A 15,308-nucleotide genomic window follows, 5' to 3' on the forward strand; every position below is an offset into this window, starting at 1 on the left:
CACGTGTCCGCCGTGGATCTCGTACTGCTCATGCTCATGCTCGTGTTCGCGATCAGCGGATACCGCCAGGGTTTCGTCACCGGCGTGTTGTCGTTCTCCGGGTTCTTCCTCGGAGCGCTGGCCGGTCTGCAACTCGGCCCCCGGCTCGCACAGCAGTTCCTGGACAACGGCACCCGGGTGTTGGTCTCACTGGTGGCGATCTTCGGGCTGGCGGTGGTGGGGCAGGCGCTCGCCGGCTGGCTCGGTACGCGCCTGCGACGCACGATCAGCAGTGATGTCGGGCGGCAGGCGGACGACATCGGCGGTGCCTTCGTCTCGCTCTTCGCCGTGCTCCTGGTCGCCTGGCTGGTCGCGGTCCCGCTGGGTTCGTCATCGTTGCCCTGGCTGGCCTCCGCGGTTCGCAACAGCGCGCTGCTCACCGTGGTGGACCGGGTCCTGCCCGACCAGGCGCAGGAGCTCTCCACCGCGCTGCGGGAGACCGTCGACACCAACGGCTTCCCGGACGTCTTCGGTGACCTGGCGCCCACCCGCGCCCGGCAGGTCGCCCCGCCCGACCCCGCCCTCATCGGGTCACAGGTGGTGGCCAACAGCAAAAGCTCCGTGGTCAAGGTGCTCGGCTCCGCCCCGAGCTGCTCCCGCCGCCTGGAGGGCTCCGGCTTCGTCTACGCCGACGACCGAGTGATGACCAACGCGCACGTGGTGGCCGGCACCCGCTCCACTGTCGTCGAGCTCAACGGCGAACGGTACGACGCTCAGGTGGTGGTGTACGACCCGGACCGGGACCTGGCAGTCCTGCACGTCCCGGGTCTGCCCGGCCCGTCGATGCGCTTCGCCGCCGGCAACGAGGGCAGCGGCGCGGACGCGATCGTGCTCGGCTTCCCGCTCGACGGCCCGTACAACGCGCAGTCGGCCCGGGTCCGGGAGGTTGACGAGATCACCGGCCCGGACATCTACTCCAGCGGGACCGTGACCCGGGAGGTCTACACCATCCGGGCCCTGGTGCAGAGCGGAAACTCCGGCGGCCCGTTGGTCTCGACGAATGGCCTGGTGCTCGGGGTGATCTTCGCGGCGGCGGCCGACGACCCGAACACCGGCTTCGCGGTGACCGCGGCCGAGGCCCGCTCCGTCGCCCTGGCCGGAGCCGAACGCGTGCGCGGCGTCAGCACCGGCGAGTGCACCTGAGCTGCTCAACGACGGCGCGGTGGGGTGGCCCGCCAGACCGTGAACACCGCGGCGGTCGCGGCCACCACGGCGGTACCCAGCAACCACCCGGCAACCACGTCGCTGCTCCAGTGCACGCCCAACGCCACCCGGCTGAATCCGGTCACCACAGCGAGGAGGAACGCGGCGGCCCAGACCGCGTACCGCTTGGCGGAACGGCGCGGCCGGGGCCGGAAGACCACCAGCAGCACGCCGGCGGCGAGCGCCGCGTTCAGCGCGTGCCCGGACGGAAACGCGAGCCCGACCGCCTGGGCCAGGGGCTTCGGGAACTCCGGCCGGGGGCGCCCGACGAGCACCTTGAGTAGCGGGCCCAGCAGCCCGCCGACAGTCATGGTGACGGCGACCCAGAGCGCCAGCTGCCGAGCCCGGCACCGGGCCAGCCAGCCCACCACCACCAGCGCGCCCAACCGCAGCGGCATCGGCCCGAAGACCTCGGTCCACACGTGCAGTGCCTCGGCCCACCCCGGATGCCGCAGGCCGTAGCCGACGAGCGCCTCGGTGACCGCCCGGTCCAGCCGCCGCAGCGGCGCCCAGGACGCCAGTACCAGCAGCGCGAGCAGGAACGGCACCAACACCAGGAGCGCGGAGCAAACGGCGAGGGTCAGCCGCAACCCCAGCCCGTCGTCGGGGTGCAGGCGGCGATGGCGCCACGGCGGCCGGGTGGCGGTACCGAGGCCGGGCGCGCACATGACCTCCGCCTACCCGGATCGGCACCGGGCATTCCGGTGCGTGGACCGGCCCGGACGCGGCTCGCGCGATGCTGCCGTGCACCGCTACGGGGAGCCGCCCCCAGCTCCAGCCGACCACAGCTCCCACGGGGCAGCCGGGGCAGCCGGGGCAGCGGGGACAGCGGGGACAGCGGGGACAGCGGGGGCAGCCGGGAGGAACTCGAGCCCTCCCGGGTCGGTATCCGCGCTGGCCGCACTCGGTGCCGGACCGAAGCCGACCACCCCCGGCGAGGACTGGTCGTCCAGCGGGTTGAGCCCGACCGGCTCCACCTCACCAGTCAGCGCCGCGACCGGGTCGACCACCCCGTACCCGAAGCTGTCGTCCCGGCCGGTGGGGCCGATGTCCCGAGCGGTGCGCAGCATTCGATTGATCACATCGCCGGCGGGCATCTCCGGGTACCGGGCGCGAATCAACGCGGCGGTGGCCGAGACCAGTGGCGTGCCGAAGCTGGTGCCCTGAACCCGCCAGTACCCGTCCGGCGGCCGCGCGCCGACCAGACCGGCCGCGGGCGCGGTGAGCACCGTCTCCCGGCCGGTGATCGCACCGGGCCAGAGCTTCTCACTCTCCCGGTCCAGCCCGGAGACCGCGACCACCCCCGGCTCCCGGGCCGGGTACCAGACCGTGCTGGAGCTCGAGTCGGTCTCGTTGCCGGTGCAGGCGACGACCACCACGTCCCGGACGAACGCGTAGTCCAGCGCAGCGGCCAGCGCCGGGCTGGCGCTGTTGCCGCCGAGCGACAGGTTGATCACCCGGGCACCGTTGTCAACGGCCCACCGTACGCCGTTCGCCACGACCAACGCGTCGTCGTAACGGTTCTCCGCGTCCAGGACCCGTACCGGCAGGATCCGGGCGTCGGGGGCGAGGCCCACCACCCCACGGCTGTCGTCGTGGCGGCCCGCGATCAACCCGGCCACGGCCGTACCGTGACCCACCGGATCCGGGTCGGCGGTGCTCGACGACTCGACCAGGTCAAGACCGGGTAGCACCCGCCCAGCCAGGTCCGGATGGCTGGCATCCACACCGGAGTCGATGACCGCCACCACCACCCCGGCCCCGGTCGAGGTGCGCCATGCCGTGCGGGCGCGCAACATGTCCAGCTGCCACTGATCGTCGCGAACCTGGTCGGGGGAGCGCTCGATCTGCTCCGCCAGGGCCCGGCCAGCCGAGTGGCCGGGGCCGCCGGCGGTGATCTGCCCAATGTGGCTGGGGAGGCCGGTGCTGACCTGCCCGGCGTGCGGGAGGGTGGCGACCGGCACGGCGACGGCGACGGCGACCGACGTCAGCGAGAGCCACCTTCGCCCGACCCTCCGGCGGGCGGCGGATCTGCTATCACGCCGTGCCCCGGTCACGTCCCTGACCATTCGCGTTCGACCAACCTAGCCATAACGTCCGGAGGCTACCGGTTCCCGTGGCCCTACAGGTAGGTTCCGGCAACATCGGCCACGACGGCGGCTGGCGCTCCCGGTTGTCGGTCGACCGAGACGAACGGGCCCCCGGGGCTGCTCGGTTGAGCGCCCCCGGGCCCGCCGGTGCGTGGGGTCAGTGCGCGGAGTCGCCGTGCTCCGCGGCCTCCCGGCCGCGCCGGATCGACGCGACGATCTCCTCCTCCGCCTCCTGCCGGCCCACCCAGGTGGCGCCCTCGACGGACTTGCCGGGCTCCAGGTCCTTGTACACCTCGAAGAAGTGCTGGATCTCCAGGCGGTCGAACTCGCCGAGGTGGTGGATGTCGCGGAGGTGCTCCTGACGCGGGTCCTCGTACGGGACGCAGAGGACCTTGTCGTCGCCACCCTTCTCATCGGTCATCCGGAACATGCCGATGGTGCGGCACCGGATCAGGCAGCCCGGAAAGGTCGGCTCCGGGACCAGCACCAGGGCGTCCAGCGGGTCGCCGTCCTCGCCCAGGGTGCCCTCGATGAAGCCGTAGTCGGCTGGGTACTGAGTGGAGGTGAAGAGGGTGCGGTCCAGCCGGATCCGACCGGTCACGTGGTCAACCTCGTACTTGTTGCGGTGACCCTTCGGGATCTCAACCGTGACGTCGAAATCCATCTGCACGCTCCTCGTCTGCCCACGCTGGCATTGACCGGCGGCGTCCGTCGCCGGACAGGTGGAAACCCCGCCCGCCGGTCCGGTGGCCGCTTAGTCTTCGGACCGAAGTAGTGTCACCCAAGCAGGTTCCGCGGGGCGAGGAGGGGGCCGTGGGGAGGGAAGATTCACACTACCGTCCGGAGCAGACTACTGGACGGGAGACCGATAGATCTGTTCGCGGTAGCGCGGTGGGGCGGGTGCCGGTGCCCGAGGCGCAGCCCGAAGACCGCCCCGTCAGGCCGGAACCGGGAGCGTCGCCCGGCCCGCCCAGCAGGGCTGAGTCGGCGTTGTCGGCGGAGGCCGCCGACAACGGCAGCCGCACCCCCGCACCGTCCGGCCCGGCCTCGCCCGGTCGGCGTCGACGCTGGTTGCTGCCGGCCGTGCTGGCCTCGGTGGTGCTCCTCGCGCTGGCCGCGGTCGGGGTCGCTGTGGTGTGGCCGGGACCGGCGGCCGAGTGGCGTGCCGGCAACGCCGAAGGGCAGCCCGCCGCCCAGCCGCCGCCGGCGGTGCTGGCCGCGGCCGACCGGAACGCGCCCGAACCCGCCGCCGCCGGAGTGCGCGCCGTGCTCGACCCGCTGGTCGGCTCCGCCGCGTTGGGCGACCGGGTCAACGTCTCGGTCACTGATGTCGCGACCGGGGCGACCCTGTATGACCAGGGCGCTGGTGACGGCACCGTACCCGCCTCCGTGACCAAGCTGGTCACCGCCGCGACCGTGCTCGCCGCGCACGGCCCGGGACACCGGATCCCCACCCGGGCTGTCGCCGGGGCGGCCCCCGGCGAGGTCGTGCTCATCGGTGGGGGTGACCCGACGCTCGCCGTGGACGGCGACGGCTTCTACCCGGGCGCGGCGCGCCTTGATGAGCTGGCCGCGCAGGTGACGACCGCGCTCGGCGGCGAGGACCCGACGCGGGTCGTGGTCGACTCGTCGCTGTACTCCGGGCCGGTGCACGCGCCCGGCTGGGACGACGACGATCCCACGGATGGGTACGCCTCGGCGATTACCGCGCTGATGACCGACGGCGCCCGCGGTGACCTGGAGCAGGCGAAGCGGAACCACGACAACGGCGTACACCGTGCCGAACGGGTGGCGGAGCCGGACCTGCACGCCGGTGTGGCGTTCGCCCGGTTGCTGGGCGTACCGGCGGACGCGGTCGAGCGGGGTCCGGCGCCCGAGGCCGGAGCGGACGCGACGGCGGGTGCGCCGGGTAGCGAGCTCGGCGTGGTCCAGTCACTGCCGATGGTGCGACTGGTCGACATCATGATCGCCGACAGTGACAACGTGGTGGCCGAGGCCCTGGCCCGGCAGGTGGCCCTGGCTCGCGGGCAGCCGGCGTCATTCTCCGGTGCGGCAGAGTCGATGGCGGCGGTCGTGGAGGAGCTGGGGCTGCCGGTTGACGCGCTCACGCTCACCGACGGCAGCGGCCTGTCCCCCGCCAACCGGATCAGCCCGGCGCTGATCACCGACCTGATCCGGCTCGCCGCCGACGGCAGCCGCCCGGAGCTGGCGACGCTCTTCGGCGGCCTGCCGGTCGCCGCCTGGTCGGGCACGCTCGTCAACCGCTACACCGATGTCGCGGCGCAGGCCGGCGCCGGAATGGTCCGCGCCAAGACCGGCACGCTGACCGGAGTGCACGCGATCGCCGGGCTGGTGACCACCGCCGACGGGCGCCTGCTCACCTTCGCGGTGCTCACCGACCGGGCACCCGGCAACGGGGTGGAGGCGCCCCGGCTGGAGCTGGACCGGATCGCCGCGGCCCTCGCCGCCTGCGGCTGCCGCTGACCTCGGCTCGGTAGGCTCCGGTACGGAGGGGAGGGACCGGTCGCGACCGTCGTGGCCCCGGGTCGGCGGGCGACCGCACGGGTACGGTGGGCCCATGGCGCAGTTCGTGGACTGGGATCTGGCCGCGGCGACCGCGGGGACGCTCGGCAAGACGGGCCCGCGCGTCTCCTACGTCGAGGCCACGGAGGTCGTCGGCGACCTGCGACGGCTGACCGACGAGGCGGCCGAGCACGTCGGCGACTTCACCGGGCTCCGATCGCAGGTGTCGCACCCGCCGGTGCAGGTGGTGGACCGTCGAGACTGGGCGGCGACCAACATCGCCGGTCTGCGCGAGGTCATCGGTCCCCTGATCGGTCGTCTCGCGGGAGACAAGCAACCTGGTGTGTTGACCGAGGCGATCGGTTCGCGGATCACCGGCGTGCAGGCCGGCACGGTGTTGGCGTACCTCTCCGGCCGGGTCCTCGGCCAGTATGAGGTCTTCTCCGGCGAACCGGGCCAGCTACTGCTGATCGCGCCGAACATCGTCGAGGCGGAGCGGAAGCTGGCGGCCGACCCCCGTGACTTTCGGCTCTGGGTCTGTCTGCACGAGGTCACCCACCGCACCCAGTTCACCGCGGTGCCGTGGCTGCGGGCCTACTTTCTCGGTGAGGTGCAGGCGTTCGTTGACGCCGCCAGCACCGGTGCCGACCCGCTGGTCGAGCGGCTGCGGCGCGGTGTCGCCGTCCTCGCCGACGCGGTGCGGGAGCCGGCCGGTCGCAGCAGCGTCCTGGACATCGTGCAAACCCCCGCCCAGAGGGCGGTGCTGGACCGGCTCACCGCGCTGATGACGGTGCTCGAGGGGCACGCCGAGTTCGTGATGGATGGCGTGGGACCGCAGGTGATCCCGAGCGTGGAGCGGATCCGGGCGTCGTTCAACCGCCGCCGGGAGTCGGGCAACCCGGTGGAGAAGGCGCTCCGTCGGCTGCTCGGGGTGGAGGTCAAGCTGCGTCAGTACGCCGAGGGGCGGAGGTTCGTCCACGGTGTCGTCGAGCGGGTCGGCATGGCGGGCTTCAACCGGGTCTTCGCCTCACCGCTGACCCTGCCCCGCCTCGCCGAGCTCAGTGACCCGGACGCCTGGGTGGCCCGGGTGCACGGGCCGGCCGGCCCGCTTCCGGCCGGCGACTGACCGACCACCCGTGGCCGCACTCGCCCCACCGGTCGCCGCGATCCGCCGCGCGATCCGGCATGCGCTGATCGAGCTGCCCCGTCCGGGGCCGGTACTGGTGGCCTGCTCCGGGGGAGCCGACTCGCTCGCACTCGCCGCCGCGACCGCTTTCGTGGCGCCCAGACTCGGGCGGTCCGCCGGTCTGGTCACCGTTGACCACGGCTTGCAGGAGGGTTCCGCGCAGCGGGCGGCGGCGGTGGCCGACTGGGCCCGGGCGGCCGGCCTCGCCCCGGTCGAGGTGATCCGGGTGGACGTGTCTGGGCGGCCCGGCGGTCCGGAGGCCGCCGCCCGGGCGGCCCGCTACCAGGCGTTGACCGAGGTGGCCGGCGGGCTCGGGGCGGCGGCGCTACTCACCGGACACACCCGGGACGATCAGGCGGAGACGGTGCTGCTGGCCTTGGCGCGCGGCGCCGGCCCGCGCGGCCTGTCCGGGATGCCGCCGCGGCGGCGGCTCGGTACGGCGCTGCTGCTGCGCCCGCTGCTGGAGGTGGGGCGGGAGCAGACCCGGGCGGCCTGTACGGCGCTGGGGCTCGACCCCTGGGAGGATCCGCACAACGCCGACCCGGCGTACGCCCGCGCTCGGGTCCGGGCCGAGGTGCTGCCGGTGCTGGTGCGGGCACTCGGGCCGGCCGTGCTGGACAACCTGGCCCGTACCGCCCGGCTGGTCGCCGTTGACACCGCTGCGCTGGACGAGCAGGCCAGCGCCGCGCTGGACGGGGTGCGGCACCCCGACGGCGGGCTCTGCGTGGGCGGGCTCGCCGCGCTGGCGCCGGCGGTCCGGGGACGGGTGTTGCACGCCTGGGCCCGAGAGCTGGGGGCTCGCCCCGCCGCTCTGTCGCACCGGCACGTGGGCGCCTTGGAGGCCCTGGTCAGCGGCTGGCGTGGGCAGGGGGCGGCGCACCTGCCGGGCGGGCTACGGGTGTTCCGCCGGGCGGGTCGGCTCGCCGCCGTCGACTCGGACGCGGAGGTCTGACCAGAGGTGTTCGCCCTGTTCAGCAGGGTGTGGTCGGTCCCGTTTGCCGGTCTTTGCGGAGAAACCCGGTCTGGGCCGATAAAAGGAGCGGCCCCGCCGACGGAGACCATCGTGCGTACGGCAGGCTAGGAGTCATGGCTGACGGCTCCTGGTACGACGCCGATATCGACCACGTGATCATTTCGGAGGCGCAGATCCGCGAGAAGACGGCGGAGTTGGCCAAGCAGATATCGGCGGACTACGCCGACGTCGAGGACGGGCTGCTGCTCGTCTGCGTCCTCAAGGGCGCGGTGATGTTCATGGCCGACTTCGCCCGGGCGCTCGGCCGGCAGGGCCCCCCGGCCGAGCTGGAGTTCATGGCGATCTCCTCGTACGGGCAGGGCACCACCTCCTCCGGGGTGGTGCGGATCCTCAAGGACCTGGACCGGGACATCGCCGGCCGGCACGTGGTCGTGGTGGAGGACATCGTCGACTCCGGGCTGACCCTCTCCTGGCTCCTGCGCTATCTGGAGTCCCGCTCGGCGGCGAGCGTCGAGGTGGTCGCGCTGTTCCGCAAGCCGGAGGCGGTGAAGGTGCCGGTCGCGGTCAAGTACGTCGGATTCGACATTCCGACCGAGTTCGTCGTCGGCTACGGGCTCGACTTCGGCGAGCGCTACCGGGAGTTGCCCTTCGTCGGCGTACTCCGACCCGAGGTCTACGCCCGGTAGGAGCGCCCGCTCCGACGTTCAGCGGACTCTCAGCCGCACGGACTACGGTTGAGGCCGGGTGGCGGCGTGGAGGCAACTTCCCGCCCGACCTCCGCAACCGCGGGACCGGGCGGTTGCGGGGCGGGTGCGGAGCTCCCGCCCCGCCGGCGGGAACCCCGGTTCGCCCTACGCGTAAGTGCTGGGGCTGGCATGCTCGCATCCGGCACGAACGGTGTACCGTCGAGTGACCGTGGCGCGATGTGGTGCCCCGGGGGGTCAGATCGACCCGCACGGCGGCCCAGCCGCCGCGCTGGCGGCGACACCATGTAGACGGTCCGGACGTCGATCAGGAGGATGCGAGCGTCTCGGCGCTCGACAACAGTATGGAACGTACGCGTTTCTTCCGCCGACCGGTGGTCTGGATCATCCTGGTCATCCTCGGCGCCATTTTGCTCGGTCAGCTGTTCACCGGGGGCCCCGACTATCACCGGGTGGAAACCTCCGTCGCGCTGGACCAGCTCGACAAGGGTGGCATTGAGAAGGTCGTCTACGCCGACAAGGAGCAGACCCTCCGGCTCGACCTGGCCGAGCCGGCCGAATTCGGGGACGACAACACGTCCACCAAACTGATCGAGGCGCAGTTCCCGTACGAGTGGGGCGCCGAGGTCTGGAACCAGGTCCGCGATGCCGAGGCGAACAACCGCATCACCGGCACGGCCGACACGGAGGTCTCGTCCGACAGCATCTGGATGACCCTGCTGATCAGCCTGCTCCCCATCCTGCTGCTGGTGGCGCTGCTGCTGTTCTTCATGTCGCAGATGCAGGGCGGCGGCTCCCGGGTGCTCAACTTCGGCAAGTCCAAGGCCAAGATGATCACCAAGGACACGCCGAAGACGACCTTTGCCGACGTGGCGGGCTCCGAGGAGGCCGTCGAGGAGCTGCACGAGATCAAGGATTTCCTGCAGAACCCGGCGAAGTACCAGGCGCTCGGCGCCAAGATCCCGAAGGGCGTGCTGCTCTTCGGCCCGCCCGGCACCGGTAAGACCCTGCTCGCCCGCGCGGTCGCCGGGGAGGCCGGGGTGCCCTTCTACTCCATCTCCGGCTCGGACTTCGTCGAGATGTTCGTCGGTGTCGGCGCCAGCCGGGTCCGGGACCTCTTCGAGCAGGCCAAGACGAACGCGCCGGCGATCGTCTTCGTGGACGAGATCGACGCGGTCGGTCGTCACCGGGGTGCCGGCATGGGCGGCGGTCACGACGAGCGGGAGCAGACCCTCAACCAGCTCCTCGTCGAGATGGACGGCTTCGACACCAAGGGCGGCGTCATCCTGATCGCCGCCACCAACCGGCCGGACATCCTCGACCCGGCGCTGCTGCGACCGGGCCGCTTCGACCGGCAGATCCCGGTGGACGCGCCGGACATGGAGGGCCGCAAGGCGATCCTGCGGGTGCACGCCAAGGGCAAGCCGTTCACCCCCGACGTCGATCTCGATGCGGTGGCGCGGCGTACCCCCGGCTTCAGCGGCGCCGACCTGGCCAACGTGATCAACGAGGCCGCGCTGCTCACCGCCCGGCGGGACAAGCGGGCGATCACCGACGATTCCCTGGAAGAGTCGATCGACCGGGTGATCGCCGGCCCCCAGCGCCGTACCCGGGTGATGAGTGACAACGAAAAGAAGATCACGGCGTACCACGAGGGTGGGCACGCGCTGGTCGCCTGGGCGCTGCCGCACGCCGCGCCGGTGCACAAGGTCACCATCCTGTCCCGGGGGCGGTCCCTGGGGCACACCCTGGTCCTGCCGACCGAGGACAAGTACACCCAGACCCGGGCCGAGATGGTCGACACGCTGGCCTACGCGCTGGGTGGCCGGGCCGCCGAGGAGTTGGTGTTCCACGAGCCGACCACCGGCGCCGGCAACGACATCGAGAAGGCCACCCAGCTCGCCCGCGCGATGATCACCCAGTACGGGATGAGTTCCAAGCTCGGCGCGCTCAAGTACGGCAGCAGCGGTGACGAGCCGTTCCTCGGCCGCAACATGGGCAACGAGCGGGGTTACTCCGACGCCGTGGCCGCCGAGATCGATGCCGAGATGCGAGCCCTGATCGAGCTGGCGCACGACGAGGCCTGGGAGATCCTGGTCGAGTACCGCGATGTGCTGGACAACATCGTGCTCGAGCTGATGGAGAAGGAGACTCTCTCCACGGCCGACATGGCCCGCATCTGCGACCGGGTGGCGAAGCGCCCGCCGATGGCTCCGTACAACGGGTTCGGCAAGCGTCAGCCCTCCACCGAGCCGCCGGTCCGCACGCCCGCCGAGGACGAGGCACTCAAGGCGCAGGGCACGGCCGACACCGCGTCCATCAGCGGTGCCGCCGCGAACAACTCGGACGGCTCGCACTGAACAGCGACGACGAGGCGGCCAACCGCCCGCAGGGGTTGGCCGCCTCCGCCACCGAGACCGACGGCGACCTGGACCACGTCGCGGCTCGGCTGGTCAGCGGCCGGCTCGCCGGCGGTCCGGTCGGGGAGAGCGTTGACCTGGTCCGGTTGGAGAAGGCGGTCCGCGAGATCCTGATCGCGGTCGGCGAGGACCCGGACCGCGACGGGCTCCAGCAGACCCCGGCCCGGGTCGCGCGGGCCTACGCGGAGTTGTTCGCCGGGCTCCGGGTCGACCCGGCGCAGGTGCTCAGCACCACCTTCGAGGCCAGCCACGACGAGCTGGTGCTGGTCCGTGACATCGACGTGATGAGCCTCTGCGAGCACCACCTGCTGCCGTTTCGGGGCAGTGCCCACATCGGGTACATTCCCGGCGCGGACGGCCGGATCACCGGTCTGTCCAAGCTGGCCCGACTGGTAGAGGTCTTCGCACGTCGTCCCCAGGTGCAGGAGCGGCTCACCGTGCAGGTCGCCGACCTGCTGATGGCGCAGCTCCGGCCGCGCGGCGTGATCGTCGTCCTGGAGTGCGAGCACATGTGCATGGCGATGCGCGGCATCCAGAAGTCGGGGGCCTGCACGATCACCTCCGCCGTACGCGGCAGCCTGCAGGAGGACGCGAGGACCCGCGCCGAGGCGATGGCGCTGATCAACTCGCGCTGATCCGCCCGCCCGGCGGGTCACCTCCACCCTCGGACGCCGCTACGCCTCCGCCATGCTCAACCCAGCAGGGCGAGCAGGAGCACCGTACTGGTCACAATGGCGGGGAACAGGCAGACCAACACCCCGAGCCGGGGAGTGCGGTCCGGCTGCTCGCCCGCCTCCGGCCCGGCGAGGCGCCCCACCCACCACCAGCCCGCTGCGAACGCCGCCGCCGGCGTCGCCAGCCCGACGACCAGCGCGACGGCGCTCACCGTGCTGGGGCCGGTGGCAGCGAGCAGGATCAGCTGGACCAGCGGCATCAGCAGGGCCAGCGGGGCGTAGCAGCGCAGGTTACGGGCGATGACGGGCCAGCCGGCCAGGTTGACCAGCCCGCGGGCGGTCAGCGCGGCGTCCGCCGACTCCACCCGGCCGGCAGCTCCCCGCAGCGCGGCCAGCACCGTCGCAGGGCCACTCGCCATCGACCGACTCGCGGCCGAGTGTTCCGGTGGCGTCGGCGTCAGCGAGATCGGCGGTACGCCGCACTCGCGCAGCCGCGCCTCCTGCCCGGCCAGCTGGGCCCGGACCGTCGCCAGCTCCTCCCGGGCGGCCGCGACCGCGCGGGCCTGCTCGCCCGCGGCGGTGGCCGCACTTCGGCGCACCTCGTCGAGCTGCCGGGTCGCCGCGAGGTATTCGGCCCACGCCACCTCGACCGCCTCGTGGGCCGCCTCCTCGTGGGCTGTCGCCTCCTCGTGGATCGGCTCTGCCTCGTGGGCTGCCTCCGGCTCGTGGGGCGGCTCCGGCTGGTGGGCCGCCCCCAGCGGAGGGACCGGCTGCGGTACGTGGATCGGAAGCAACGGGGCAGCCGGGGGTTGCTGCCGATCCGGGCCCCGATCCTGGATGGGTATCCGGCTCACGTCAGGACCGGCTTCGTGGCGAATGGAACCAGGACGACGCCCTGCTCGCTGTGGCCGTCCCAGAGCAGCGCCCGGTCTGGTCGAGGACGCCACTCCACCGGGCGGCCGAAGAGCGCCCCGAGCTGGGCCCCCGGCACGTTCACGACGGCGACCGTGGCGAGCTTGGTCAACTCGTCTCCTGGTTCGAGTAGGGACGCGAAAGCGGGTACGGTGCCCCACCGGCCGAGTAGGTGACGACCGGCCGGCGGCCCCTCCCGGAGCAGGGTGGTGAGCCGGTCCGGCGGAACCTGTCCCGAACCCGGCCCGTCCAGGTCGAAGACGACCAGGTAGGCCGGCTCGGTCGAGTCGAGGGCGGCCGGCAGGTCAGCCTGATCCACCACCTCGACCGAGTGCTGGGTGGCCAACTCGGCGGCGAGTGCCGCGGCGAGTGGTGCCGCTTCGTCCGCGGAAGGCACCACCACGAACCGGGCGGAACCTGGCTGGTGGTGGGCGGCGAGGCTGCGGGCCGCGGTGACCAGGAGGCCAGCCGCCGCCACACTGGCACCGAGCACCGCCAGATTGCGCCCCGGGGCGGCGTCGAGCGACACCGCCACCGTTGACCGGGTCACATCCACCGCCCGGCCCAGCAGCGCCACCGGCCCGGTTGCCCCACCGGCCACCGCCGCTCGGTACCGGGGGTCGTTGCGCAGCTGCGGCTGGGCATAGCCGGCGAAGACCACTGGTGGGGCGCTCCGCTCCGGGCGGGCCTCCCAGAGCCGGTGCCGCAGGCCCGCCATCACCTCGTAGTGATCCAGTGGGTCGGGGAAGCGGATCACCCGCTCGTGTCCCCGGATGGCGCCACGCGGCCCCCCGAGGCCACCCGCGGTGTTGACCACCGCACTCCCCACCGCCAGGCCCGCCGCCGAGTCGTTGGTCGAGGCCAACACCGCGCCCCCACCGGGAAGCGCCACCCGCACCGGGAACTGCCCGAGCAGCGGATCCCGGTCACTGCGCGCCCGAAGGCCCAGGTCCCCCTCCCCGGCCAGGAGCAGATGCACACCGTACGACCGGCCGGTGCGCGCCACGGCCTCGAGCAGGGCCCGAGCCTCGGTGGCGATCCGGTCCCGGCCGGTGAGTAGTCGCGGTAGGCTGTCCACCACGGCGACGATCCGCGGTAGCTCCCGGTGCTGCCGCAGCTCCTGGTACCGCTGCCCGCCGGCGCGGGCACCGGCCTCCTCGCGGCGGCGGACCTCGGTGGCCAGGAGGTCGAACAGATCCAGCACGTACTCCCGGTCGGCGGTGATGGCGGCGGCCCGGACCTGCGGAATCCAGGAGCGGTCGCGTTCGGTCTGGAGGAACTCCGCAAAGGACTCCCCGGTGCCGAGATCGGCCAGGTAGAGGACGAGCTCCTCAGGACCGTAGCGGGCGGTCAGGCTGAGCAGGGCGGTGGCGAGGAACGTCGATCGGCTGGTGCCGGCGCGGCCACTCACCAACCAGTGTGGCGTCAGCTCGGAGAAACTCAGGGAGACCGGCCGCCCCCCGGCGTCCCCCACCGTCGTCGCCATCCCGGCACGGGAACTCGTCGTCCACACCGGCTCGCTCGGCTCCGGAAGCAGCTCGGCCAGTCCCAGCCGCGAGCCCTCCGCCACCTGCTCGGTGAGGCGACGGCAGATCTCGTTGACGAGGTCTGCCGGGGGATCCGGCTCGAGGAAGACCGGTGAGTTCAATCCGCCCGGAGGGTCTGCTTCCGGCGCCCCGAAGACGGTGCCGGGAGGGCCGGTGAGCAGCGCGTACGCACTGCGGATCGTCAGCGAGGCGGCGCGTGGCAGCGGAGCGCGGCCGACTGGCCACCCCGCCACCAGCAGGTGCAGGCCACTCGCGCTGCCCTGCTCGGCGAGCGCCTCCAGGCGGGTCAGGTCGGTGTGGCCGGTGGACTCGGGCAGCGCGGCGACGACCAGGAGCAGGATTCGGTCGTGCCGGCGTCGGCCGTCTCCGGCCGGGGCCACCCACCGCTCCGCCTCCGCCAGCACCGCCCGCAGGCCGGCGACGTCCGTAACCGGAGGCGGCAGGAGGCCGGCGTCGGCGAGCGCCGCGAACGGGGTCAGCGCGGTACCCGTACCGTCCACCGCGCGGACCAGCAGCGCCCCGGCCGGCGTGGCCGCCAGCAGTCGGACCAGGACGGCCCGGACCAGGCCCGCCACCCGCGGATCCCCGGTGTCGGCGTCGACCGTCAGGTTCCCGGTGCCGATCAGCGGGACCAGCGCGGGGAAGCGCGCCTCGTCCAGCGGGGCAGCGGTACCGACCCGGACGAAGCGCGGCGGCCCCTCCCCTGCGGGGGTCTCCGCCGGCACGGTCTCCAGCGCGGCTCCCGCCCAGCCGGGGGCGAGTTGACCGGCGGCGCTTCGCAGCCGGTCGGCGAGCTCATACTGGCGGGCGTGGTCGGCGGGAGCGGGGCGGATGTCGTCGAGGACATCGGCGGCGGCGAGCGCGACGGCGGCAGCCTGCCGGTGCAGGGCGGCGGCCCGGTTCGCCCGCCTCCTCGGACCCACCGCGTCCACCCCCTTTTCGCGAGGTCGGCGACCCACCCCGCGCGAAGACCGTAGCGCAGGACGACCTGGTTCCGGCGGAGGCGCCGCGGTGCCGCGTCAGTGTTGTAGCCGATG

12 protein-coding genes are annotated in these 15,308 nt (G+C 72.9%); 7 read left to right on the plus strand and 5 right to left on the minus strand.

Translation table 11 applies throughout. From position 1 onward, the window contains the following. Positions 1 to 3 precede the first annotated feature (3 nt). Positions 4 to 1,182 (plus strand): MarP family serine protease, encoded by a 1,179-nt coding sequence (locus tag SALPAC6_RS0120465; protein WP_018255201.1) that lies wholly within the window; start codon positions 4 to 6, stop codon positions 1,180 to 1,182. Between the two features lie 5 nt (positions 1,183 to 1,187). Here the strand turns inward: SALPAC6_RS0120465 and SALPAC6_RS0120470 are convergent, their stop codons facing one another. The 3 genes from SALPAC6_RS0120470 to SALPAC6_RS0120480 all read right to left on the minus strand — a co-directional run bounded on the left by SALPAC6_RS0120470 (position 1,188) and on the right by SALPAC6_RS0120480 (position 3,996). Further along, positions 1,188 to 1,910 (minus strand): phosphatase PAP2 family protein, encoded by a 723-nt coding sequence (locus SALPAC6_RS0120470; RefSeq protein WP_018255202.1) that lies wholly within the window; start codon positions 1,908 to 1,910, stop codon positions 1,188 to 1,190. Between the two features lie 84 nt (positions 1,911 to 1,994). Then, on the minus strand, positions 1,995 to 3,311 hold the full coding sequence (gene mycP / locus SALPAC6_RS26410) for a type VII secretion-associated serine protease mycosin (protein ID WP_033666530.1): 1,317 nt from the start codon (positions 3,309 to 3,311) through the stop codon (positions 1,995 to 1,997). 178 nt (positions 3,312 to 3,489) lie between these two features. After that, on the minus strand, positions 3,490 to 3,996 hold the full coding sequence (locus SALPAC6_RS0120480; RefSeq protein ID WP_018222215.1) for an inorganic diphosphatase: 507 nt from the start codon (positions 3,994 to 3,996) through the stop codon (positions 3,490 to 3,492). A 419-nt stretch (positions 3,997 to 4,415) separates the two neighbouring features. Between SALPAC6_RS0120480 and dacB the strand changes: the two genes are divergently transcribed. The 6 genes from dacB (at position 4,416) to folE (ending at position 11,773) form a co-directional block, all read left to right on the plus strand. Beyond that, complete coding sequence (gene dacB, locus SALPAC6_RS0120485; RefSeq protein ID WP_026189902.1) at positions 4,416 to 5,816, plus strand: D-alanyl-D-alanine carboxypeptidase/D-alanyl-D-alanine endopeptidase; 1,401 nt, start codon at positions 4,416 to 4,418, stop codon at positions 5,814 to 5,816. Between the two features lie 94 nt (positions 5,817 to 5,910). Beyond that, positions 5,911 to 6,981: a zinc-dependent metalloprotease gene (locus SALPAC6_RS0120490; protein WP_018255205.1), complete on the plus strand. Its 1,071-nt coding sequence runs from the start codon at positions 5,911 to 5,913 to the stop codon at positions 6,979 to 6,981. Positions 6,982 to 6,991: 10 nt separating this feature from the next. Next, on the plus strand, positions 6,992 to 7,993 hold the full coding sequence (gene tilS, locus SALPAC6_RS0120495) for a tRNA lysidine(34) synthetase TilS (protein WP_026189903.1): 1,002 nt from the start codon (positions 6,992 to 6,994) through the stop codon (positions 7,991 to 7,993). A gap of 134 nt (positions 7,994 to 8,127) precedes the next feature. Beyond that, a complete protein-coding gene (hpt, locus tag SALPAC6_RS0120500) occupies positions 8,128 to 8,700 on the plus strand; it encodes a hypoxanthine phosphoribosyltransferase (RefSeq protein WP_018255207.1) in 573 nt (190 codons plus the stop codon). 362 nt (positions 8,701 to 9,062) lie between these two features. Further along, entirely contained in the window at positions 9,063 to 11,078 is a 2,016-nt protein-coding gene (gene ftsH, locus SALPAC6_RS0120505) for an ATP-dependent zinc metalloprotease FtsH (protein ID WP_018255208.1), read from the plus strand. Positions 11,079 to 11,113: 35 nt separating this feature from the next. After that, complete coding sequence (gene folE / locus SALPAC6_RS0120510) at positions 11,114 to 11,773, plus strand: GTP cyclohydrolase I FolE (protein WP_018255209.1); 660 nt, start codon at positions 11,114 to 11,116, stop codon at positions 11,771 to 11,773. Positions 11,774 to 11,829: 56 nt separating this feature from the next. On the opposite strand, the gene SALPAC6_RS0120515 is transcribed toward folE, so the two are convergent. Continuing rightward, the gene (locus SALPAC6_RS0120515; RefSeq protein WP_018255210.1) at positions 11,830 to 12,666 is read right to left on the minus strand and encodes a hypothetical protein; all 837 of its coding nucleotides are present in this window, start codon (positions 12,664 to 12,666) and stop codon (positions 11,830 to 11,832) included. Beyond that, positions 12,663 to 15,203, minus strand: coding sequence for an FtsK/SpoIIIE domain-containing protein (locus SALPAC6_RS0120520; protein ID WP_018255211.1), 2,541 nt, complete (start codon positions 15,201 to 15,203; stop codon positions 12,663 to 12,665). The genes SALPAC6_RS0120515 and SALPAC6_RS0120520 overlap by 4 nt, the downstream gene beginning before the upstream one ends. Between the last annotated feature and the right edge of the window lie 105 nt (positions 15,204 to 15,308).

Origin of the sequence: Salinispora mooreana (assembly GCF_000379065.1) — a bacterium.
GTDB classification, from domain to species: Bacteria; Actinomycetota; Actinomycetes; order Mycobacteriales; family Micromonosporaceae; genus Micromonospora; species Micromonospora mooreana.

Excerpts from the sequence above, each read along its gene's own strand:
- hpt (WP_018255207.1), top strand. The coding sequence starts at position 8,128 with ATGGCTGACGGCTCCTGGTACGACGCCGATATCGACCACGTGATCATT.
- SALPAC6_RS0120470 (WP_018255202.1), bottom strand. The coding sequence starts at position 1,910 with ATGTGCGCGCCCGGCCTCGGTACCGCCACCCGGCCGCCGTGGCGCCAT.
- SALPAC6_RS0120480 (WP_018222215.1), bottom strand. The coding sequence starts at position 3,996 with ATGGATTTCGACGTCACGGTTGAGATCCCGAAGGGTCACCGCAACAAG.
- mycP (WP_033666530.1), bottom strand. The coding sequence starts at position 3,311 with ATGGTCAGGGACGTGACCGGGGCACGGCGTGATAGCAGATCCGCCGCC.
- SALPAC6_RS0120490 (WP_018255205.1), top strand. The coding sequence starts at position 5,911 with ATGGCGCAGTTCGTGGACTGGGATCTGGCCGCGGCGACCGCGGGGACG.
- ftsH (WP_018255208.1), top strand. The coding sequence starts at position 9,063 with ATGGAACGTACGCGTTTCTTCCGCCGACCGGTGGTCTGGATCATCCTG.